The organism is Candidatus Hakubella thermalkaliphila, from assembly GCF_013281975.1.
In the GTDB taxonomy this organism is placed as follows: domain Bacteria; phylum Actinomycetota; class Humimicrobiia; order Hakubellales; family Hakubellaceae; genus Hakubella; species Hakubella thermalkaliphila.
In genome coordinates this window covers 1-20,816 of sequence record NZ_BLRZ01000022.1, presented here as the reverse complement: position 1 = coordinate 20,816, position 20,816 = coordinate 1, and the positions used below count along the sequence as shown (strand labels likewise).

General features: G+C 48.6%; 21 protein-coding genes. 3 read left to right on the top strand and 18 right to left on the bottom strand.

Going from position 1 to position 20,816, the window contains the following annotated elements; all coding sequences use genetic code 11:
- Nucleotides 1–7: 7 nt before the first annotated feature.
- The 6 genes from HW443_RS03595 to HW443_RS03570 all read right to left on the bottom strand — a co-directional run bounded on the left by HW443_RS03595 (nt 8) and on the right by HW443_RS03570 (nt 2,638).
- Nucleotides 8–343: an ArsR/SmtB family transcription factor gene (locus tag HW443_RS03595; RefSeq protein ID WP_176237909.1), complete on the bottom strand. Its 336-nt coding sequence runs from the start codon at nt 341–343 to the stop codon at nt 8–10.
- A gap of 478 nt (nt 344–821) precedes the next feature.
- Entirely contained in the window at nt 822–1,157 is a 336-nt protein-coding gene (locus HW443_RS03590) for a nucleoside-triphosphatase (RefSeq protein ID WP_308751051.1), read from the bottom strand.
- A 66-nt stretch (nt 1,158–1,223) separates the two neighbouring features.
- Nucleotides 1,224–1,412: a type II toxin-antitoxin system HicA family toxin gene (locus HW443_RS13860; RefSeq protein WP_176232148.1), complete on the bottom strand. Its 189-nt coding sequence runs from the start codon at nt 1,410–1,412 to the stop codon at nt 1,224–1,226.
- Nucleotides 1,409–1,627: a type II toxin-antitoxin system HicB family antitoxin gene (locus HW443_RS03580; RefSeq protein ID WP_176229792.1), complete on the bottom strand. Its 219-nt coding sequence runs from the start codon at nt 1,625–1,627 to the stop codon at nt 1,409–1,411. Before HW443_RS03580 ends, HW443_RS13860 begins: the two co-directional genes overlap by 4 nt.
- A gap of 2 nt (nt 1,628–1,629) precedes the next feature.
- Entirely contained in the window at nt 1,630–1,842 is a 213-nt protein-coding gene (locus HW443_RS03575; protein WP_176229793.1) for a DUF2281 domain-containing protein, read from the bottom strand.
- A 391-nt stretch (nt 1,843–2,233) separates the two neighbouring features.
- The gene (locus HW443_RS03570) at nt 2,234–2,638 is read right to left on the bottom strand and encodes a hypothetical protein (protein ID WP_176229794.1); all 405 of its coding nucleotides are present in this window, start codon (nt 2,636–2,638) and stop codon (nt 2,234–2,236) included.
- 642 nt (nt 2,639–3,280) lie between these two features.
- Here HW443_RS03570 and HW443_RS03565 point away from each other — a divergent pair.
- Nucleotides 3,281–4,885, top strand: coding sequence for a hypothetical protein (locus HW443_RS03565; RefSeq protein ID WP_176237908.1), 1,605 nt, complete (start codon nt 3,281–3,283; stop codon nt 4,883–4,885).
- Between the two features lie 175 nt (nt 4,886–5,060).
- Nucleotides 5,061–5,558 carry a UPF0158 family protein gene (locus HW443_RS03560; RefSeq protein ID WP_176236873.1) on the top strand — a complete coding sequence of 166 codons (498 nt, stop codon included), beginning with the start codon at nt 5,061–5,063 and terminating at the stop codon, nt 5,556–5,558.
- 90 nt (nt 5,559–5,648) lie between these two features.
- Here the strand turns inward: HW443_RS03560 and HW443_RS03555 are convergent, their stop codons facing one another.
- Entirely contained in the window at nt 5,649–5,981 is a 333-nt protein-coding gene (locus tag HW443_RS03555; RefSeq protein ID WP_176229943.1) for a nucleotidyltransferase family protein, read from the bottom strand.
- Between the two features lie 256 nt (nt 5,982–6,237).
- On the opposite strand from HW443_RS03555, the gene HW443_RS03550 reads away from it, so the two are divergent.
- Nucleotides 6,238–7,674: an ATP-binding protein gene (locus HW443_RS03550; RefSeq protein ID WP_176231556.1), complete on the top strand. Its 1,437-nt coding sequence runs from the start codon at nt 6,238–6,240 to the stop codon at nt 7,672–7,674.
- Between the two features lie 20 nt (nt 7,675–7,694).
- On the opposite strand, the gene HW443_RS13285 is transcribed toward HW443_RS03550, so the two are convergent.
- The 11 genes from HW443_RS13285 to HW443_RS03505 all read right to left on the bottom strand — a co-directional run bounded on the left by HW443_RS13285 (nt 7,695) and on the right by HW443_RS03505 (nt 20,224).
- Nucleotides 7,695–7,817 carry a hypothetical protein gene (locus HW443_RS13285; protein ID WP_258190449.1) on the bottom strand — a complete coding sequence of 41 codons (123 nt, stop codon included), beginning with the start codon at nt 7,815–7,817 and terminating at the stop codon, nt 7,695–7,697.
- A gap of 154 nt (nt 7,818–7,971) precedes the next feature.
- Nucleotides 7,972–8,268 (bottom strand): aminotransferase class III-fold pyridoxal phosphate-dependent enzyme, encoded by a 297-nt coding sequence (locus tag HW443_RS13610; RefSeq protein ID WP_308748305.1) that lies wholly within the window; start codon nt 8,266–8,268, stop codon nt 7,972–7,974.
- Nucleotides 8,180–9,259, bottom strand: coding sequence for an aminotransferase class III-fold pyridoxal phosphate-dependent enzyme (locus HW443_RS03545; protein WP_308748306.1), 1,080 nt, complete (start codon nt 9,257–9,259; stop codon nt 8,180–8,182). Before HW443_RS03545 ends, HW443_RS13610 begins: the two co-directional genes overlap by 89 nt.
- Nucleotides 9,260–9,319: 60 nt before the next feature.
- Complete coding sequence (locus HW443_RS03540; RefSeq protein WP_176231557.1) at nt 9,320–9,835, bottom strand: 4Fe-4S dicluster domain-containing protein; 516 nt, start codon at nt 9,833–9,835, stop codon at nt 9,320–9,322.
- A gap of 20 nt (nt 9,836–9,855) precedes the next feature.
- Nucleotides 9,856–11,616, bottom strand: coding sequence for an aldehyde ferredoxin oxidoreductase family protein (locus tag HW443_RS03535; protein WP_176231558.1), 1,761 nt, complete (start codon nt 11,614–11,616; stop codon nt 9,856–9,858).
- A gap of 115 nt (nt 11,617–11,731) precedes the next feature.
- Entirely contained in the window at nt 11,732–12,931 is a 1,200-nt protein-coding gene (locus HW443_RS03530) for a saccharopine dehydrogenase family protein (RefSeq protein WP_176235908.1), read from the bottom strand.
- Nucleotides 12,932–13,007: 76 nt separating this feature from the next.
- The gene (locus tag HW443_RS03525; RefSeq protein ID WP_176235907.1) at nt 13,008–14,606 is read right to left on the bottom strand and encodes a sodium:solute symporter family transporter; all 1,599 of its coding nucleotides are present in this window, start codon (nt 14,604–14,606) and stop codon (nt 13,008–13,010) included.
- A gap of 481 nt (nt 14,607–15,087) precedes the next feature.
- Complete coding sequence (locus HW443_RS03520; RefSeq protein WP_176235906.1) at nt 15,088–15,648, bottom strand: Fe-S-containing hydro-lyase; 561 nt, start codon at nt 15,646–15,648, stop codon at nt 15,088–15,090.
- Nucleotides 15,649–15,957: 309 nt separating this feature from the next.
- Complete coding sequence (locus HW443_RS03515; protein WP_176235905.1) at nt 15,958–16,797, bottom strand: fumarate hydratase; 840 nt, start codon at nt 16,795–16,797, stop codon at nt 15,958–15,960.
- Between the two features lie 76 nt (nt 16,798–16,873).
- Nucleotides 16,874–18,220: an NAD(P)-dependent malic enzyme gene (locus HW443_RS03510; RefSeq protein ID WP_176236289.1), complete on the bottom strand. Its 1,347-nt coding sequence runs from the start codon at nt 18,218–18,220 to the stop codon at nt 16,874–16,876.
- Nucleotides 18,221–18,463: 243 nt separating this feature from the next.
- On the bottom strand, nt 18,464–20,224 hold the full coding sequence (locus tag HW443_RS03505; protein ID WP_176237907.1) for an aldehyde ferredoxin oxidoreductase family protein: 1,761 nt from the start codon (nt 20,222–20,224) through the stop codon (nt 18,464–18,466).
- Nucleotides 20,225–20,816: the final 592 nt, after the last annotated feature.

Below are 20,816 nucleotides of genomic sequence, written 5' to 3'. Positions count from 1 at the left end.
GTCTTTTTTAGAGAGGATTCGCTTGCTCTGGCAATCTCCATCTCTTCCTTTGCTCAACAAGAAGCTGGTGAACAATGTCACAGGCTTCTATTATTCTCGGAGTAGCTAAAGAGTAATAGATATTAGCTCCGTCCTTGCGGGACTTTACCAACCCTCCCTGTCGAAGAAGAGCTAAATGCTGAGAGACATTAGCCTGGTTAAGCCCTAACTCTCTTCCCAGTTCTGTGACGGATCTTTCCCCCTCCCGTAGCTCATTAAGAATTAAAAGTCTTTTCGGGTCGGAAAGGGTCCGGCAAATCTCCGACTGCAACTGATATATCCGCCATTGGCGCTCTCGTTCCATAGTTTTTGTTTCTTTGTTTATATTCATATTAATGAATATTATAATCTATGCAACATCTTGTGTCAAGTCTTGGGGAGAGCTTGGGGAGAGCTGGATGGATCAAGCTTCTTATATTTACGAGAGTTGAGCGGCTAAGTTTACAGAAGACTACGCTAGCATGACTCTTAGAGAGAAACTCCTGGCCTAAAGCTTCAGAGCCAGGGCACGGAGATAATTCAAGGATACTTTGTTAACGATATATTCTCTTTAGGGCACGGGCAAAGGAAGTACAGCAGGCCTTAGAAACACCGAAAAGTTGTCGGAGCAAAGGAAGAGATGGAGATTGCCAGAGCAAGCGAATCCTCTCTAAAAAAGACTGGCTAAGGTCAGAGGAGGATGAGACCTGGCAAAGTTTGTAAAAGGTCATGTCGTAGTTGTCCCGTTTCCTTTTCCGATTTAACTCAGGCCAAAAGACGCTCTGCCCTTGTCATTGCTGATTTTAGATGGAGACGAGCTGAGACACGAATTCAGTTTCTGGGCCCACATTCTGACCCATCATCGGGCAACTATCCTGGATTGTCGAACGACACAGGGAAGCTATCTCGGATAATATTGTCTTAGTCTCTTTTAGAATTTCCAGTAGTAGAGAGTATCTATTATCGTGAGTCATCTCAAAGAGTTTAATATCCTGTCTTCTTTTTATCTCTTCAATGAGTCCGCTACCCTTCAGGGCAATAGTGGCAAGGACTAATTTCTCAGAATCTAGTATCGCCTTTATCCGGTTTTTGAACTTAGGAGATAGGCATTCCATCTTTCTAATCTCATCAATGATAATAACGGTAGTTGAGGGATCTAAAAAGACAGTGGAGTCAAGGAAATATTCAAAGCCTTTAAGGTCAACCTATTTTATTGGTTTTATTCCAAGATCTTTGCATATTTTTCTTGCAAGATCGTCATCGATTTCTGTATGCCGTGGCACAGATGAGCGTTTACTTTGATTTGGATTCCACCACCAAGAGTGCCGACTAACTTCCCTAATCTGTTCACAGCCGTGTGCACGAAGGTACTTCAGCAGTTCATTTCTTTTCATACGGCCACAGATATTTTTTCTTCTTTATATCCTGTTCCAGCCAAAGCAATTGCATCTTTACGGTTGAATTCGATTGCTTCTCGCAGAGCTTCTTGAAGACTTTCAATTAACTCTTGATAGGTGCGCTCTTGAGAATTAACTCCTGGAACCTCTTCTATCCATCCAATCCACCAATCACCTTTTTGTTTTATTACCGCAGTGTATTCTGTATGCATAATTAGGCCTCCTTCCCAAGTGTATAGGGTGAATATTCATCTTCCATGCCGCGCATTGCAAAGGATAAAGACAGTGCTGACCATTCGGTTTCTGAGACACCTTCTTTGCTTTTTGCGACTCTTGATTCAAGGTATTCAATAAAATCTAATACCTCAGCCTGTAATGATTCAGGCAGATCTTTAACATGTTGAAGAATTTTTTCTGTCAAAGTCATTTTGTATCCCCTATCGTAATATTCGCTTTGAATTATAGCACATAAGCCCGAAATCAGCGGCGGCGTTTCACGCCGTCTGCTGGAGTAACTTGTTAGCCAGCGCTCCCACTCCAAAATGTAACCATTAAGCTACCAGAAGTAAAGAATTTTCGGATTTTTTGCAGTACTACTCAACCTTTGCGATTTATATATTAGCATCATTGGCGTTCCTGCAAAAGGGCCCAATTTCCGCATTTGGCCCATCCTCCGAATCTAAATCTGGCGGCAAATCGATTCAAATCTGGGTTTTGAGAGTTATGCCATCATTCCCTTTTGAGAGCAAGCAAGATTTTTGTAGCACATCTCGGATCCACACACCAACAACCTTCCCTGGTCCTAACACTTAAGGCTCTTAATGCACAAACGACTTCCTTGTAGTTAAAGGTTCAATCCAACTGACCTGATCCTTCTTGCGATTGCTAAAACGCCAGCGAAGCGCAAAAGCAAGTTTATTCCAGAGAGAATGTTGCTCGAAAGGATTATGAACACAACCCTGGCAGTATCGGGAAATTAGGGGCAAAATTCTTTCTTCGTAGTAGGTTAAGTTCTTTCTTAGTTCTGGCCCTAAAGAATCCCTATGTTTGGCAAGAACATGATAATAGTCGACCACAAGGGTAGTTAAATGACTTTCAGCCTCCTGCTCGTCTTTCCCATCTGTATAAAGGTTCAGTTCTGGGCAATAGACAAAAACACCTTCTTCCGTTTTCTCAAACTTGAAGGTAAGAGGCTTGCTGTGCTTGTTTCCCATTACCTTCACCTCCTCCTTGTCTCCATCGAAAAATGTCAAGTTTTGCCTAATAATTTGCTAAGTTTCTCCGATATGATTATGACAGAAAAGGTCAATCGAACACGTTTCCGGAGGATTTTGAATGTCTACTCATACCACCTTTTCTTACATCCGCCATAGCGTCCAAAAACGCAACGAGGAAAAGGAGTCCCCCGAGATCCAGCCGAGTGATCGCTGAGACGGCCCAGAAATATGGCTGTGGAATCCTTCAAGAATACCCCCGGCCTGTGCATCTCCCATGAGAGCATCCTCAAGCAGGGGCATCAGGAACACGGTTGTTATTCATCTAAAGAAATACGACTTGCGACTGGCTTTACCACAAGGGACACTTACGCTGAAATGTAACATGAGACAATCTTCCATTAGACACTTGCTCCTTTCACGGCAACTGCCTATAATGCAGCTAGCGGATAATGGGCCAGGCTGTTGTGAGAGAGATATGGGAAGTCATGAGCCAGGGCAAACCCTATGACGCTAAAAGATATATAAAAGCTTTGAAAAAGCTTAAGTAGCAAACAACGTATCGATACTCTTTACAGAGATCCAGAAGCGGTTGGGGAGAGCTGTATGGATCAAGCTTCTTTATACTTACTATAGTTGAGGAGATAGTTTATGGACAGGTCGGACATTATCAACAAGGAGGCTCTTCTTAAGCTAAGCAAGGAAGAGCTGGCCGAAGAGCTGGCTGGGTTTCTGGAGGGACTTCCTTATCATCAGCAGAAAAAGTGGGTGGCGGCGCACCTACCCCAGTACCCACAGGAGCAATCTTCACAGGTTGAGGGAGTTGAACTTCTCGGGGAGATAAAAGATTTCTGTGAGCGTTCTCGCTCTGGGGAGTTTGTCTCCTGGGATGACTATGATCATTACTACGGCTGGGATGATTCTGGCGACAGCGAAGAATTCGAGGAATGGATAGAGCTTTTCACCGACCTGATGAAGAGCGTCATGAAGCTAACTCTAGGAGGACAACACCGGGAGGCGGTAGAGGGATATCGCCTGCTCTTTGGCATTCTTAAAAAGGCCGGAGAGACTACCGACATCCTGGGAAATCAGGGTGCCCCGGAGGACTTCATTGAGCTCAACTTCGCTCAGGCAATAAAGAGCTATGCCGTCAGCCTCCTCCAAAACGAGGAAAACCTTGGGCTGGATGCAGCCATCCAGGAGATTCTTTCTGTGGCTAAAGACTACCGTTACTGTGGAGGTTTTACCGGGCTGGCGGAAGCGCTGGATCCGGAAGGTCGAAAAAGACTCAAGGAGATTCTGACTGGTATAGTAGAGGAGGAACTTGGATTAGAAAAAAGGTCCTGTCCACACGAGGTAGAAGGCCTGATTGCCATTGCCGCGGCTGAAAAGAATGACCTCGAGATCCTCTCCCTCAAAGAGAAGTTTGCCTCCAGAAATGCCGTCTACTTAAGGGAAGTTATTGCCCACTACCAGGAGGAAAAGGATTGGCAAGCAGTGGCCCGCTGGGCCAGGAAGGGCATCGAGCATTTTGGATATGACGGAGAATACGCCAGAGCGCTCATTGAGGCTCTCGATACCCTCGGGGATAAGCTGGCAGCTCAGGAGGCACATATTGCCTATTTCCTGAAATACCCCGCCGCGGGAGAGTTTTCCTCTCTGAAACAGCGATCACAGAGTCTTTCCAACTGGAGTGGGGTTTTTGAGCGCCTTCTAGCATCTTCGACCAAAGAGAGCACAGGGTGGCCTGGTAGGGCTGGACTTAGAACCAGACTGCTCCTGGCAGAGGGGAGAGAAAAGGAAGCTCTTGAGGAATTCCATGCTGGAAAAGGAGGAAAAGACCTGGAGGAGATAAAGCTCATTGCCAAATACGCTGTTGCCAGGTTATCGGAGGGAATGGATCTCACTGGCTATAAAAAGCTTCTTAAGCACAGAGAAAGGCTCAAGGAAGAGCAAAGCAGTCTCTACGATTGGCTCCGCATAATCCTCAAGAACCCTCAAGACTTAAGACAAGAGAACTATGCCCGGCTGGCTGCCTCCAGCTATCAGATGCTGGTGGATGAGCATCTGCAATCGGGAAAACCTTCCCGCGCTACCCCGGCGGCTCATTACTGTGCCATTGTCGTAGAAATCTCCCGGCTGATGTCATGTCCTGATCTTTGGACCAATCTACTGGCCCACCTTAAAGAGGCTTACCACCGAAAAAGGCTGATATGGCAGAATCTCAGGGCTGAGGGGATAGGTGTTACTCCATAGTAGAACATCGATAACTAATATTTAGCTTAAGACATCTAGCACAACATCGATAACTCTCCCCTGAGAAGTACGCCAAGCCTTAGAAACACCGAAAAGTTGTCGGAGCAAAGGAAGAGATGGAGATTGCCAGAGCAAGCAAATCTTCTCTAAAAATAGGGGTGGAGGAGGTCTTTCAGTGAAAAAGGTTCCACTTAAAAAGCTAAAAGTAGATCTGGAAGAGATTGGCCTATGCATGGAGAACCAGGAGCGCTTTGAGATAGACTTTTATCTCGATAAAGAAACGGGAGAAGTGATTGTAGTGGCAGGTGAAATCCTGAGAAGAGTCGAAGAAGGTGACCTTTCGACTGAAGATTTGCCGGGCTGGCAGAAAGACGACGTAAAAAAAGCTGAAGACATTCTTTTTTCAAATCCTGAGCGCTATGAGAGAATTCCGGAGAAACCATCTTATGAGGGATACAATTTAATGGTTGAGTTCGCCGAGAGCGTTAAGGATGAAATACTCCAGGAGAAGCTATGGATTGCCCTTGACGGAAAGGGTGCTTTCAGGCGATTTAAGAACGTTCTCTTAAACTATCCTGATCATCGAGAAAGGTGGTTTAAGTTTAAACGACAAAGGCTTGATGCAGAAGTTATCGAGTGGCTGGAAAGCATCGGGATAAGCCCGCAAGAGTAAGAGGGGAGCAAGGAGTGTCTGGAACAGGAGATAAAAGTTTGGTGTGGCAATCCGTTATGTAGCCTTAAGGCTCTTGATTACTGAGAGCAATTAAATAAGGGCTCCTTCTCTCAAGATTGCTTTATAAATAGGTGATTCTGACAACGGACCATCTTCAATCTCTTTCTTGCTGAAAATTGTTGTAGATATAAAGGTATCATTTTCGAGATTAATCTCAAAAACGATATCGTATATCTGTGATTTAATATCAGGGTTGTATTCATCAAGCTCAATCATCACATCTATATCAGATTCGGGGGTATCTTCTCCTCGAACCTTTGAGCCAAAGACGCGTAGGTCAATGACATTAAACCTTCTGGATAATTCCTCTTTTAAAACTCTAAGGGCTCTCTCTTCATTCTTTTTCAAGGTTAATTTTTTCATCTCTCAAATACCTCTCAAATTCTTGTCCTGGGCCAAACCCAAATCATAAAACTTTCAATGCCACCATTATAGCATGAGGAAATGATAGACGGCTCCTGTGTACCCTATGGTCTGACCCATCGCCAGGCAACTGTTAAATGCTTCTGCATTTTAGAATTGGCCGTCTTGAAGATGAGCTTATGGCGAATACTTGACAAGACCCCCCACATTTTGTACGATTTATGTGACAAAACCCCAGAGGTTTTGTAAGTTCTATGTGCCAAAAAGGGAGGGGTCTGATCTGATCATTGATCGTCTCAATGAGCAAAATCCCTGGTGGCGGTCTCCAGACGCCATCGCATCAGATGGGCATATCAGGCGCGCCGCAAGAGCTGCCTTCTCCTGGACGCCCTCGCTCCTCAACGAAGTAGACCTCACTAAACCATATGTCTACACCATTCGGGGACCACGGCAAGTTGGCAAGACTACCACGGTGAAGTTTCTCATCCAAAGGCTTATTGAGGGAGGTAGCCAGTGGCCCCGGATCCTTTATTACTCTCTGGACCTGGAGCGGGAAGCCGAGGCCATCGTCTCTATCGTCACCGAGACCAAGGCTTTCTTTCCCAGGGAGAGAGAGCCATGGTGCATTTTCTTGGACGAGATCTCCTCGGTGCCGAACTGGCAAAAAGGCATTAAATACCTTAGAGATCAAACAACCGCCGCTGAGGATTGTTTCGTTTTGACCGGGTCCTCCGCCGCAGATATCCGTGCAGGGGCTGAACGACTTCCTGGTCGTCGTGGAGGTGGAATTGGCCTGGACAAGATCATATTGCCCCTTTCCTTTCGGGACTTCTGCCTTGCCCAAGGAGTTCCTGGACCACCAGAGCCTCAATTCACCCTAAAGCAGTTGTTGGCCTCGGATAGCGAGGATACACTGCGTGGAGGTATGCGCTACCTGTCCGATCTTCGGCGTGCCCTGGAGACCTATGTCATGGTCGGGGGTTTCCCAGCAGCTCTCCAGGACTACTTGTCAACGGGACGGGTAACAGAAGCAACGGTTCGCATGTTATGGGACCTGGTTGCAGGAGACGTGGACCGGCTAGGATACGACCGATTGGCTGCGGTGAAGCTTCTGGAGAGAGTGGTTCGGAGCCTGGGCGGTGCTACTAGCTGGCGAAATCTGGCAGAGGAGATGGGTGTCGGAGGAGCTGAAACTGCGCAGAGGTATGTGACAGCACTGGCTGAAGCCTTCGCCATCTTGGTCGTGTACTTTTGGGACCGGGGGGGAGGAGGTATCTCTCTCAAGAAGAACAAGAAGCTCTACCTGGTTGACCCACTCTTTGCAGAGATCCCCAAGGTTCTACAGCCAGGAGGCCCTACTCCAGCAATGGCTGCTATGGTAGAGAATATCGTGGGAATGGCCCTGTACCGAGCTGCGGAGCAAGAGATTGCAGAGTCCTTCAGCCTTCCACAGTCACTCTTCTATTGGCGATCACGACAAGGCAACGAGGTGGACTTTGTGTCTGGCTGGGGATCCCGAAAGATCCCAGTTGAGGTAAAGTACCAGCAGGCCGTAACGGGGCGTGACAAACTGGTAGTCCGAAACTCATTCGGGGAGGGACTCGTTCTCTCAAGCGAAACTCTTGATCTGGATGACCAGGTCCGGGTCATCCCGGCTCCGCTCTTCTTGTGGCTGTTGAAGACAGAAGCCTAGTCTGAGAGAAGCCCCTGCCTCTACCCCATCCTCTCCCTTGAAAATAATAACACAATTTTCATGCGACGTGGTGCGCCGCGACGCATGGGCGATTCCTTTGAAAATAACACAATTTTCATGCGACGTGGTGCACCGCGGCGCATGGGCGATTCCTGTATGTATTCAGGTAAATGACGTTGTAGTGTTAAGTAGTAGACTAAATACATCTCCTACGCCAAACCGTGATGTACTGACTACAGCGTCCTGGCCACCTCAGTCAGGGTATCAGATAGCCGGTTGAGCACCTCGTTGATTTGATCATAGGTGATTGATCAACGGCGGCTCCATGCGAATGGTGTGTGCGCTGGTCAGTGTGCCAGCCACCAACACCCCCCGCTTGAACAGTCCGGCCGCCACTTTGTAGCCTGTCTCAGGATTGTGGAAGTGCTGGCCGATCAGCAGGCCCTTGCCGGTGACGTTTTTATAAATCTGCGGATACTGCGTGGCCAGCTCCTGGAGTTTGCTTTTAAAGTAGGTGCCCTTTTCGGCCGCTTGCTCCCACAGCCGTTCTTCCAGGGTTACATTGATCGCCGCGATGGCCGCCGAGCAGGCCAACGGCCCGCCACCCGTGGTGGTGGTGTGGAATAAACGGGTTGGGCTCCATCATCACCTGCCAGATCTCTTCGGTGGAACAAAACGCGCTAACGGGCATCACCCCTCCGCCCAGCGACTTGCCTACTGCCAGGATATCCGGCGCCACGTTCCAGTGATCCACGCCCCACAGTTTGCCAGTACGGCCCATACCGGTTTGCACTTCGTCGGCGATAAGCAACACGCCATAGTGATCGCACAGCTCGCGCAGGCGTGGCCAGAAGTCGTCCGGAGGAACGATAGCCCCGGCCTCGCCCTGAATCGGCTCCATTAGTACCGCAGCGATATCTACGCCAACCTTCTGGCAGATAGCTAATTGACGCTCTACCGCGTTGGCGTCACCATAGGGCACGTGATACACTGGGCCAGCGTACAGGGGCATGACTGGGGCGCGATAGTCTGACTTGCCCAGCATGCTCAATGAGCCCATGGTCTTGCCGTGGAAGGCGTTGACCGCCACGATGAAGCCGGGCTTGCGGGTGTACATCTTGGCCACCTTGATGGCGCCCTCGACGGCCTCCGTGCCGCTGGCGGCGAAGAAACTGTACTTGATGTCGCCAGGGGTGATCTGGGCCATCAGCCGGGCCAGCACCCCGCGCAATGGATCGATCAATTCCTGGCTGGGCATGGGCGTGCGGGCCAGTTGAGCACGCACCGTGTCCACTACCTTCGGGTGCAACCAACCCAGGTCCAGCAGCCCATACCCACCCAGGCAGTCTATGTACTCACGCCCCAGCACGTCGCGGAAGACCGCGCCAGAGCCGGTCCACTCCGTGGCAGCCCAGGCGCCGGCCTCAGTCACCGACTTGCGATATTCCAGCCAGCCCCGGTTGAAGTGCTCGGCGAAGTTAGAGAGTGACTCGCGGATGATTCCCTCGCCCTCGGCCGGGGTGACTTCAGGCTTGTGAATGATCTCCAGCCAGCGTCGCGAATAGGCCAGTGCGTCCTCAAGCATGTGTAGCCTCCTCTTGACCAGGTTGATTGGATATTGATGATAAACAGTCTCACAGCTTCGTTAACCATACATGCCCTTTAGGGCATGGGCAAAAGATAGCCGTTTTTGCTTGGCCATGCCTTCCTTGAATTGTTGTTTCATAAGAAAGATTCGGTTATGGCTTGCTTCCTCATCCAACACCGCGTAGACAATTGCCTGAGGTTGGCACACCTTTACACATTCAGGGTCACCACTGCACAAATCACACTTATAGGCCAGGCCGTGGCCGTTGAGATCTATCATGCCATATGGGCAGGCATCCACACATTCATCACACCCCGTACAGGTGTCATCATCCACCACCACTGCTCCCCACTCATCTCGACTGATCGCCTCTACCGGGCAGGCCTCCTGACAGGCAGGCTCTTCACAATGGAAACATATATTCGGTACAGAAAATCCATCTCTCGCAAAATTGACAAAATGGACACGGGATTTAAAGGGGATAAACTGTCCTTCCTTCAGTGCTGAGCAGACAAGAAGACATCGGGCACAGCCGGTACATTTTTCGATGTGGGAAATTAAGAACTTCTGCATGATTTTTCTCCTTTATAGCTCTAAAGATCAGCCAGGCCTAGAGAGCTAAGTTTCTTCTGAGTGGGAACACCTTCTTTATCCCATCCCCGGAGCTCATAGTAAGTCTGAAGCATGGTTTCCAAATCTTCCTCCGAAAGCACCTTACCTTGGGCCCTTCCTCCTATTAGGGGATCTTTTTTGATCCTGGGGGGAAGGTCATCATCAACTTTTTTCATGCCTGCCCGCAGGTTGAAGATCCTGGATAAGTTCCAGATCCTCTCCCCTATTTGATCCAGTTGCTCAGCGGAGATGTTCTTTCCCAGGCCGAATTTCAAAAACTGGGACATAATTTCCGTGTTGACCGTGCCCCAGAAATCACACAAGCACATCGACCATTTCACGCTGTTAAAGTTTTGTTGCGAAACCACCTCCTGAGCCATGGCTGCAAGATCATAAGGAGTTTCGCTGAAGGCAGTAAATGCTCTCAGGTGGCAGGCTCCCCGCTCGGAAGTGGCATAGGCAAGTCCCATACCCCAATTACCCCTGGGCTCATAGCCCGGCATCTCCAGACCTTTGACCTCCATAGCAAATTCCTTGCCCCCATACCTGGCAGCCATGGAGCGAACACCCTGAGCCATCTCTTTTCCTCGACCACTCAAGGTAGCAATTTCCTTGGGAATTCTTAAATAATTATCTTCATCTCCGAAGGTCACCCCAAAGTCGTAGATCTTCTTTTCGGTCATCTCCATGGCAAAGGCAATGATGTTGCCCGTGGATATGGTGTCCAGGCCAAGATCATCGCAGATCTCATTGAACTGGGCCACTGCTTCGATGTTGGAGATGCCACAGTTGGAACCAGCAAGGGCCAGGGTCTCATATTCAGGGCCTTCCACCATCACCTTTTCAGTTCGGACAAAATTTCCGCAGGCCATGGGGCAGCTTCTGCAGGCCCGGGCCCTCCTCTTAATCGACTTCACGGCGACTGAATCAATTTTTTCCCAGTGTTCAAAGGTCCCCTGCTGGAAGTTGAGGGTGGGGTGGATTCCCATATCATTGGTCGAGGCCACGAATGCTGGAGTTCCATCGGTATGAGCCCAGAGGTTATCCACCGTAAGAAGGTTACTCTGGAAGATTTCGGACGTGTAGTCCAGGAACCCTTTCATGTCGGCTACCTGGACCCCTTGAGTTCCCCGTACGGTGATGGCTTTGAGATTTTTGCTTCCCATGATGGCGCCGGTCCCTCCTCGGCCCAGCTGCCGGTAGGCTTCCGTTCCGATACAGGCCATAGGTACCAGGTTCTCTCCAGCAGGTCCGATGACGAAGCTTTTGACCTCCTCATCCTTTTCCAGACTCTTCAGTTTTTCTTCCGTTTCAAAGATACCCTTGCCCCAAAGCCCCTGGGCATCCTTGATCTCGACCCGGTCGTCTTTGATGGCGATATAGACCGGTTGGTCTGATTTTCCCTTGATGATAATTCCGTCATAGCCAGCATATTTGAGTTCCGCAGCAATGGCCCCTCCCACGTTGGATTCAAAAATGGTTCCCGTTTGGGGGGATTTTGAAACCATAGGAAGGCGGCAACTCAGGGGAGCCATGCTCTCTGCCAGAGGACCGTTCATAAAAACCATAGCGTTTTGGGGAGATAGAGGATCGACATCAGGTCGGACCTGGCTAAAGAAATAACGGAATCCCAATCCCATTCCTCCGACATATTGGTCGATCCAATCCCGGTTGGTCTCCTCGATGGTGATCTTCTTCTGGGTCAGATCCGCTTTGGCAATTTTACCGGCATAGAGATACATGGGATACCTCCCCTTTAGTAAGGCTCAAATAGACCTAAGAAGTACTTCAGGTCCTCTAATGCTTCCTCAAAGACCTTTACAAAAGTCCTTTCTTTAATGTGCTGAGGTTCTGGGTCTAATGCCCACCGGCTTGGACAGGGTTGCGGTCTTCAATCTTGATATTTAGCCCATACTGGGAAAGCTTCTCCACAAAAGGTTTGGGGTCAATCACTTCCGCAGGAAAGGCTCCCCGCTGCATGATCAACCCTTCGGCAAAAAGATCGGCTGCCACAGCAGCAGGTACTGCTGTTTGATAAGAGGTACCCTGCGTTTTAAACTTAAGGTAAGCATCTTCGTGACTTTCTAGAGAGTACATGAACTTCTCTACTTTTTCCCCGCCTATGGTTCCCCGTACCAGGGTCCCTACGCAAGTGTAGCCCTTAATCTTCCCGCTTAACTCCAGGGGTGTGGGTAAAAGAGCAGTTACCACATCTCGGGGAGCTACTTTTACCCCTTTAACCTCAACAGGTTCCGCGCCATCTAAACCAAGTAGTTGCAAAACCTTTAAAACATTAACCAACTCATCCGGTAGAGCATATCCGAAATTGCAGTTTTTTATCTGCCTGCCCAGATGGAGAGGCAGAGTGCCCACTTCTTCATGGGAAACATAGTAAACTTTCTGTTTACCTATAGGCTCCGGAAAGGTAAATTCCTCTTGGGCGGAAAGAGGTTCGCCCTGGACAAACCTGCCATTTTCGTAACTTAAGTAGGGCTCGAGACACTCCTCAATGGCTGTATCAGGAGAAAAAGAGAGAGCAAATTTGAAACCTTGAACAGTGGAGACATCAGCATCCCGAATCAAGACATCATCTACAGTATCCATCTGATCTGCCAGATAGCGGGCAAAGACATTGGTAGCACCTGGGTCAATTCCTGTAGATAAAAAAGCAGAGCGATCAATGGCCTTAAACTTTTCATCATACTCTTTTATCTGATCTTGAATAGTGATGATTCCGGGCAGGTGGACCGGGCCCTGGGAAGCCAGGTCCAGGTAGTGAGCTCTGGCAGCCAGGGCAGCATCCATGATATTGAGGTTGTACCTTGGCAGAGTAGCATTTATGACCAGATCTATCCCTTCCACGGCTTCCATGAGATTGTCTACACTGCTGGCATCAACCAGGCGGGCACTGAATCCACTACCCAGTCCTCGAGCCAGTTCATTTATATGTTTATCCCCTACATCGGCCAAGACGATATGTTCAAATTTTCCGGTTTTGGCCAGGATCCTGGCGATAACAGTCCCTACTCCGCCCACTCCTATTAAAATGGCCTTCATAAATAACCGCCTCCTTTGCTACGGTTATAACTTGCACAAAAAGGCTGGCGGAGATCTTCATCCCTACCATTTGAGCTCATTTTGACCAGAAGAACTTTGGTACCTTTTCCATGTTTTCGCCGCTTCTACTGAGCATTGGCTTGGGTGGAGCGATTTTTTGAGTTACCAGCGATACAACGATTAAAGTTACAATACTAATAATAGTTGCTGGGGTCAAAGAAATAAAAACTGCATCAGCTATCGCCCATTCCCAGTAAACCTCCCCTTCCGCTAGAATACCGGTATTTGCTTCTATGGCGGTAGGAAACACCAAAAGAAAAGAGATAACCCAGGACACCATACCGGCGAAGTAGGAGCTTATCGCACCGATGGTATTGGCCTTCTTCCAGAAAAGCCCGAAGACATAAGAAGCGAAAACTGTAGCCAATCCGATGGCGCCAGAGAAGATGATCAACTTGTAAAGGGCTTCAAAGTAAATGGCGATGATCATGGCCAGAATAGGGCCAACTGCGATGGCAATTCTCACCACCGTTAACATTTCCCTATCAGTAGCTACAGGTCTAAGTTCCTGATAAACATTATGTGTGAATAGGGTAGCAATACTGAGAGAAAGATTGCCCGCCGTACTCACGATGGCAGCGAAAAGAGTAACCATAAAGATTACTCCCAGCCAGGGTGGCAGAAAATTATAGGCAGCCCAGGCCAGCACATGATCAGCTTTATCTGGACTGACTTCCACTCCGATGGTAAACACACTGATTCCAACGATCACCGGAACGAGCCCCAGCAGCAGATAAAGCACTCCGCTTGATAAAAAGCTGGTCACAGCAGTCTTTTCATCCTTAGTGGCAAGAGCTCGTTGCAAGAGCGCCTGACTGTTTGTATCTCCTAAGCCAAGGGCAGCCCAAGCAGCAATATAATAGAAGATGGCCAAAATTCCTGTATACCAGAGGTACCCTCCTATTTCAGGATCTACAGGCACCATAGCCCAGGTAGGTAGCTCCGCCCAGTTCTCAGCAGTGGCAACAAAATGAGATAGTCCTCCTGCCTTATCTATAGCCATAGGCAAGATCATCAGCAAACCTACAATAATGAGGGCTATATTTAGAGCATCAACCCGCGACAAAGCCCATAACCCCCCTAACACAGTGATGATAATAATGACCGACCCGGCAATAATAACAGTGAGATCTCTGGGAAAACCAGTAGTCAGTGATACCACAATCCCCAGGGCCATTACCTGCCCACCCTGCCAGGCTATGCCTGCAAGAATCTGTATTATGCTGTAGAGGAAGCCCATAAGTTTATTGTAGCGAGCATTGAAAAACTCCGTTACGGTAACATATTTGGCCTGGCGAAGACGGTGGGCGAAGAAAAGACCAACGAGCACTATGGTGAGAGCAGCCGCCCAGGGGTCAAATATTATTCCCTGCATACCAAAAAGGTAGGCATAACCAGCTGCCCCCATCATAGCCCCAGCGCAGATCCACATTGCTAAAGTAGAGGCTACTGTGTAAATATAGCTTAACTTTCTCCCGGCTAAGGTAAGGTCAATGGATTCTTGAATACGGCGACTAAAATAAAGGCCCATACCAATGATCACAACAAGGTAGACAGCAATGATGCCTAAGATCCAGTTAGCTGTTACAAATACCTCAATAATATCGTTCTCCATTTTTAGATCTACTCCTCCTTTCTTGGTATTACAGTGGTCTTATTAACCAAAACTCTTACCATTTGGGGAGCCGGTAGTTCAGATTTCAACCAGGTCTGGCACACCTTCCGAAGAACCACACCTGTTAGCTTTTGCGCTTTGGGACGAAAGCTACATTTTGAATATACAATCTACCTATAACATATGTAACATAGCAACAAGAGAAAAACCATCGGCATAGTGTTTCAAATTTTAGCTACATTTTTGTACATACTGAACAAAGAATCCAAATAGGCTATCAACAAGTCTAACATCCTCCCCCCTTGCCTCCCTGGAGGAAGAAATGGCGCCCAATCCAATGGTGAGTCCGTAACCATAGGACAATTCTTAGCTTTAACTTCACCCTACAACGTCATTTACCTGAATACATACAATATGTTGTGGTTCAATGAAAGAAATTGCCCTACATATTGAACCAAGATTCTTAAGTATCGCTGTAGGGTTAATCCTCTATCCTATACCGTTTCACCCCCTCCTCATAAAGGTCATTACCATAGATGTCATTGATGAGCACCACTGGAAAATCTTCTACCTCCAGGCGGTGAATGGCTTCCGGTCCCAGGTCTTCATAGGCTACTACCTCAGCCTTTTTAATAGTTTTGGCTATCAGGGCTGCGGCTCCCCCGGTAGCCCCAAAATAGACCGCTTTGTATTTTTTCATGGCCTCGATTACTTCTTGATTGCGCATGCCCTTACCAATCATCCCTTTTAGCCCCAGGGCCATCAACTTGGGAGCGTAGCTATCCATCCGGCAACTGGTGGTGGGGCCTGCTGAACCGATGGACTGACCTGGTTTGGCTGGCGAGGGGCCGACATAATAAACAATCTGGCCTTTGATCTCAATGGGTAATTCTTTACCTTCATTGACCAGATCGAAAAGGCGTTTATGGGCGGCATCTCGGGCGGTGTAGATAACGCCGTTTAAAAGAACTTTATCGCCGATCTTCAATTTTTCCACATCTTCATCTTTTAAGGGGGTAGTTAATCTAACAGGCTCAGCCATATTTGTCTCCCTAAAACTACCGCGAATGGTGTTGATTAACTATTGGTCCTATTCCAATCCTAACTTCTGAGAGAGCTTGATACTTCTTAGCCACGGAAACCTCTTATCTTTTTGTGCAAAAAAGATAATTGGGTATGCACTTGACACCCCCAAGCCCCACCAGTTGATGTTCAAGATCATCCCGAACTACTTGATGTTGTGGTCTGTGGAGTAAAGGGCATAGCCCATAAAGATAATTTCACTATATTTCCTTGTTAAGTGCGTTTCTAGTTCGTTCTACCCGCACTAGATCGGAACGATCTCCCTATTCTAAATAACAGCCTCTTTATGTCTTGCCGCATGACACTGAATATTCACTGCCACAGGCAAGCTGGCAATATGGCAGGGGGCCATCTCTATATGAACACCCAGAGCAGTAATTCGCCCCCCATACCCCTGTGGCCCAATCCCCAATTTATTGACCCTGCTCAAGATCTCTTCTTCCATCTTTGCCAATTCTGGATCAGGATTTTGGCTGTCCAACGGTCTCAACAAGGATCTCTTGGCCATAAGGGTAGCCTTTTCCAGGCTCCCCCCAATACCAACACCCACAACAAGGGGTGGACAAGGGTTGGGGCCGGATTCCTCTACCGTCTGCACCACATAATCAATCACTCCCTTAGCTCCCACAGCAGGTGTCAGCATGGCCACCCGGCTCATGTTCTCACTGCCCCCACCTTTTGGGACCACCGCTATCTTGATCCTATCACCTGGCACAATGTTTACATGAATGATCGCTGGCGTATTGTCTCCTGTGTTCTTCCGCGAGAAGGGATGGCAGGCCGATTTCCTAAGGTACCCTTCCTGGTATCCCCTCCGGACTCCTTCATTCACTGCCTCAATAAAATCTCCTCCCACAATATGGACGTCCTGCCCTAAATCCACAAACAGTACCGCAAGCCCGGTATCCTGACAAATAGGAACCTCTTCTCTTCTGGCAATCTCGGCATTTTCCTTAAGTTCGACTAAGACTTCCTTTCCGATAGGAGATTCTTCCTTCTCCAGGGCCCGGTCCAAGGCCTCAACAATGTCTTGGCCAAGCTGGGTGTTGGCTGCTATAAAAAGTCCCCTTACCACCTCTATTATTTTATCTATGGGGACCTCTCTCATTTTTGCTCTCCCTTGAAAATAACACAATTTTCATGCGACGTGGTGCGCCGCGGTGCATGGGCGATTCCTTTTGCAATTATATTTCAGGCGGTAGGGGAATTAGCCCCTCTTTCATCAAGATCTGTATTTGGTCACGGGAACGTTTGATTAGGCTCAGGGCGTTTTCATAGAGCTCTTTCTCTGGCACCTTTAGGCGGGCCACCCCTTGCTCCATGGCTTTCTTGGCTACGGCCACCGCCTCTCTGGGATAGACCTCCCACTCCTCCATGGTAGGAATCACATAATCTTCACTAATCCCTTTATCTTCGGCGCACCGGGCCAACTCTTGAGCTGCGGCGATGCACATTTCATCCGTAATCGTGGTGGCTCGGACATCCAGGGTCCCCCGGAAAATGCCTGGAAAACCCAGGGAATTGTTGACCTGGTTGGCAAAATCAGAGCGACCGGTGGCCACCACCCGCGCCCCGGCTTCTTTGGCCTCCCAGGGCCAGATTTCAGGAATGGGATTGGCACAGACAAAAACTACCGCATCTTTAGCCATGGCCCGGATCCATTCCTTCTTGATGGTGCCCGGGCCAGGCTTGGAAAGAGCAATACACACATCGGCGTTTTTCAAAGCCTCCGGGATGCCTCCTTTGATCTTCTCAGCATTGGTTGCCTGACAGACGTGCCACTTCTCCTTGAATTTTTCCTTCAGGTCCGTCCTTCCAGCATGAAGGGTCCCCTGGCTATCCACCATCACCACTTTCTCTGGATCAACTCCCGCAGCCATCAGTATCCTGGTAATGGCAATGTTGGCCGCCCCAGCCCCAATCATGGCCAGTTTCACCTGGCCCATTTCTTTTCCCACCACTTTGAGGGCGTTGATTAAAGCGGCCAGAGTTACCGCAGCGGTTCCCTGCTGGTCATCATGCCAAACTGGAATCCGGGCCTCTTTTCGAAGGGTGTCCAGGATGTAAAAACATTTAGGTTGAGCCAGGTCTTCCAGGTTCACCCCTCCGAAGGTGGGCTCTAGCCATTTGACGGCCTGAATGATCTCATCGGGGTCTTTGGTGTCCAGGCAGATGGGGAAGGCATCCACCCCTCCCAGGTATTTAAAGAGAATGGCCTTGCCCTCCATTACTGGCATGGCCGCCTCAGGGCCAATGTCACCCAGACCCAAAACCCGGCTCCCATCAGAAACAATAGCCACCAAATTGCCTTTATTGGTGTGCTCAAACACAGTCTCGGGATGGGCCTGGATGTCCCGGCAGGGGGCGGCCACCCCCGGGGTATACCAGATGGCAAAATCCTCCACAGTCCGGATCGCGCACTTGGGAATTACGGCTAGCTTGCCTTTGTAAAAAGGGTGCAACTTCATGGCCTCTTGACCTGGCTTAGCCGCCTTAGCCAAAAGCTCCTCTTCGGTTACTTCCTTAGCCATAACCTCTCCCTTTTTCTAGAGCATGCTCCACTTAGTACTTATCTCTTCTTCTCGCAGTTGGCAAGGGTATTGCTCATTTATATTATTGGGCTATGCACATGACTGACCTTGTGAGGTGACGGCATGGGCTTCGCACCGAAAGCAGGCGCTGTGTGGTGTGATCGCGGCCAAAACGCAGCCAAAGTGGTGCGCTGCGCCCATAAAATTCTGCAAAGGGCCATCAGGTGCATACCCCAATTTATATTATATTGCCAACTCCCTGGGCCTACCTTCTTGGTCCCAACCCCTTAATTGATAATACTCACCCAGCATTCGCTCGCAATCCTCTCTTTTGATAGCCTCACCTTCTCCAAGAGATTCCCTGAACAGGCGGGAGGGCAATAAATCATCCTCCCTGGTTACCCCTTCTCTTAAGTTAAACCTCCGAGTGGCATCCATAATATTAGAGCAAATCTTCTTTAAATCCTTCTTGTCTAATTCAAGACCTGTAGTCATGCGGTAGATGGTACTTAAGTCCTCCCAGGAAACCAGATCCCTGAAAAACCGGCAAAGGATTAAAGTATCAAAGAGGGTATGTCTATCCTCGTAATCCACTAACAGCTCCGCCTTGCCCTCCACCGTGCCAGGATCCACCATACCGGCTAGTTCGGGCTTATATACGGTAGCCCTGAGGTGGCAGGCTCCTCGATCAGATGTTCCATAAGCCAAAGCCATTCCCTTTAATACCCTGGGATCATAACCAGCCGGCTCCAGGCCCTTCACGTGAATAGCCAGATCCTCAAGTTTAAGCTGCCTGCTGGCTGACCTTATGCCCTCGGCCAGGATGGCTCCCAAACCCTCCCTTTGAGCGATAGCTTGAACCAATTCAGCAGCACCTTCGGCATCTCCATAGTTCAGGCGATAGTCCAAAGCTCCTCTCTGGGAGGCTTCCATAGTGAAAGCTACCAGGTTGCCGGTACTGATGGTGTCCATTCCCAGACGATCACAAAGATCGTTCAAATAAGCTATTTCCTCCAGGCTGTTAATCATACAAAGGCCACCAAAAGCATAAATAGTTTCATAGTCTGGCCCATCTATTACCAGCCCTTTATGTCTGCCTTTTTTCACTCGACTAAACCTTCTACAGGCTATAAAGCAGTGAGCACAAGCCCGGGGCTTTACTTCCAAATCCCTGAGGAGAGTATCTGCACTTATTTTCTCCCAATCCTCAAAGAAGCCTTTGGACCAATACCGGGTGGGAAACGCCCCAGCAGCGTTAGTTATGGCTACCAACATAGGAGTACCTAGCTCTCGATAAGCAAGCACCCCAGAATTGTCTTTAGCTTTGGCCACGAAATCTTTGATGTAGCTTCTTAGAATCTCCTCGTGGGCTACTTTTCTTTTCTTCTTTCCATGAAAAACTATAGCTTTTAGTTTCTTGGAACCCATTACTGCCCCCAGGCCACATCTTCCAGCCGAGCACCAGTAGTTATTCTCTAAACAGGCCAGGCGGACCAGGTTCTCGCCGGCTGGTCCGATCACTACTGCCTGGGCCTGGGGAATGCCTACTTCCTTTAGCACCGAGTCCTCGGTAGCATAGGTATCTTTGCTCCACAGATGGGAAGCCTCATGAAATTTCACTTCCTGATCAGAAATTTCCAGGAAAACTGGAGCTTTAGAGACACCCTCAAAGATAATAGCATCATATCCAGTCCTACTTAGTTGAGGGGCTAGCCTTCCTCCAGAGTAAGACTCACCATAGATCCCAGTTAAGGGAGATTTACTAAACACCCCATATTTAGCAGAACCAGGGATTTTGGTATCGGAAGCGCTCCCGGTGGCAAAGATTAACTTATTCTCGCTGGACAGAGGATCGACTTCGCTCTTGATCTCCTCTAGCATTAAGTAAGTTGCCATGCCTTTACCCCCCAGATAGGTTTGAAGAACCTGATCTGAGATTTCTTCCGTGCGGTAGGTCTGATTGGTTAAATCTACCCGCAAAAGCGAATTGAAGAACCCATCCATGTATACCTCTCTGTTTTTTAATCAGCAGGTAGAAAATAGCCAGCATTTTCCTCTGAAAATGCGTTAATTTTCATGCTCCTTTGTGCCACATGTGGCATGAAGGTTTCATGTTATCATGGTTCGTGGGTGATGAGACCATAATGACGAATTAGTTTGAAAGGTGGTTTTCCTTACTTTGCACCCACGAGTAAGGAAAGTAAAACTCCTTCTCTTAACTTCTTAGGACACCGGCATAACCTCCATTCATATAAAGCAGGTCTTCACAGAAAGTAAAACTCCTTCTCTTATAACTTCTTAGGGCACCTCCTCTAGATCTCTCAGGCCTTTCTCCAAAATGGAAAGCCCCTCCTCTAGTTCCTCGTCGGTAATAACTAACCCAAGTTCCGCAGAACCCCGCTTTTTGGGGTATTTTTTGGGGCCGCAAGGGGCCAAAAAGGCCGTAGAACGAGCGTAAAATGAAGAGGCCGGGCGCCCCAAAAGCGCTTATGGTGACGAATTTTTGAGAACATCTTGACTGGGGATTTCGCTTCTGCTACGCTCAACACAGGCCCATAGTTCCAGGGATGTGGTGACCGTAGATGTTTCTTCGCAG

Excerpts from the sequence above, each read along its gene's own strand:
- HW443_RS03595 (WP_176237909.1), bottom strand. The coding sequence starts at position 343 with ATGGAACGAGAGCGCCAATGGCGGATATATCAGTTGCAGTCGGAGATT.
- HW443_RS13860 (WP_176232148.1), bottom strand. The coding sequence starts at position 1,412 with ATGAAAAGAAATGAACTGCTGAAGTACCTTCGTGCACACGGCTGTGAA.
- HW443_RS03580 (WP_176229792.1), bottom strand. The coding sequence starts at position 1,627 with ATGCATACAGAATACACTGCGGTAATAAAACAAAAAGGTGATTGGTGG.
- HW443_RS03575 (WP_176229793.1), bottom strand. The coding sequence starts at position 1,842 with ATGACTTTGACAGAAAAAATTCTTCAACATGTTAAAGATCTGCCTGAA.
- HW443_RS03565 (WP_176237908.1), top strand. The coding sequence starts at position 3,281 with ATGGACAGGTCGGACATTATCAACAAGGAGGCTCTTCTTAAGCTAAGC.
- HW443_RS03555 (WP_176229943.1), bottom strand. The coding sequence starts at position 5,981 with ATGAAAAAATTAACCTTGAAAAAGAATGAAGAGAGAGCCCTTAGAGTT.
- HW443_RS13285 (WP_258190449.1), bottom strand. The coding sequence starts at position 7,817 with ATGCGCCGCGGTGCACCACGTCGCATGAAAATTGTGTTATTTTCAAAG.
- HW443_RS03545 (WP_308748306.1), bottom strand. The coding sequence starts at position 9,259 with ATGCTTGAGGACGCACTGGCCTATTCGCGACGCTGGCTGGAGATCATT.
- HW443_RS03540 (WP_176231557.1), bottom strand. The coding sequence starts at position 9,835 with ATGCAGAAGTTCTTAATTTCCCACATCGAAAAATGTACCGGCTGTGCC.
- HW443_RS03535 (WP_176231558.1), bottom strand. The coding sequence starts at position 11,616 with ATGTATCTCTATGCCGGTAAAATTGCCAAAGCGGATCTGACCCAGAAG.
- HW443_RS03530 (WP_176235908.1), bottom strand. The coding sequence starts at position 12,931 with ATGAAGGCCATTTTAATAGGAGTGGGCGGAGTAGGGACTGTTATCGCC.
- HW443_RS03525 (WP_176235907.1), bottom strand. The coding sequence starts at position 14,606 with ATGGAGAACGATATTATTGAGGTATTTGTAACAGCTAACTGGATCTTA.
- HW443_RS03520 (WP_176235906.1), bottom strand. The coding sequence starts at position 15,648 with ATGGCTGAGCCTGTTAGATTAACTACCCCCTTAAAAGATGAAGATGTG.
- HW443_RS03515 (WP_176235905.1), bottom strand. The coding sequence starts at position 16,797 with ATGAGAGAGGTCCCCATAGATAAAATAATAGAGGTGGTAAGGGGACTT.
- HW443_RS03510 (WP_176236289.1), bottom strand. The coding sequence starts at position 18,220 with ATGGCTAAGGAAGTAACCGAAGAGGAGCTTTTGGCTAAGGCGGCTAAG.
- HW443_RS03505 (WP_176237907.1), bottom strand. The coding sequence starts at position 20,224 with ATGGATGGGTTCTTCAATTCGCTTTTGCGGGTAGATTTAACCAATCAG.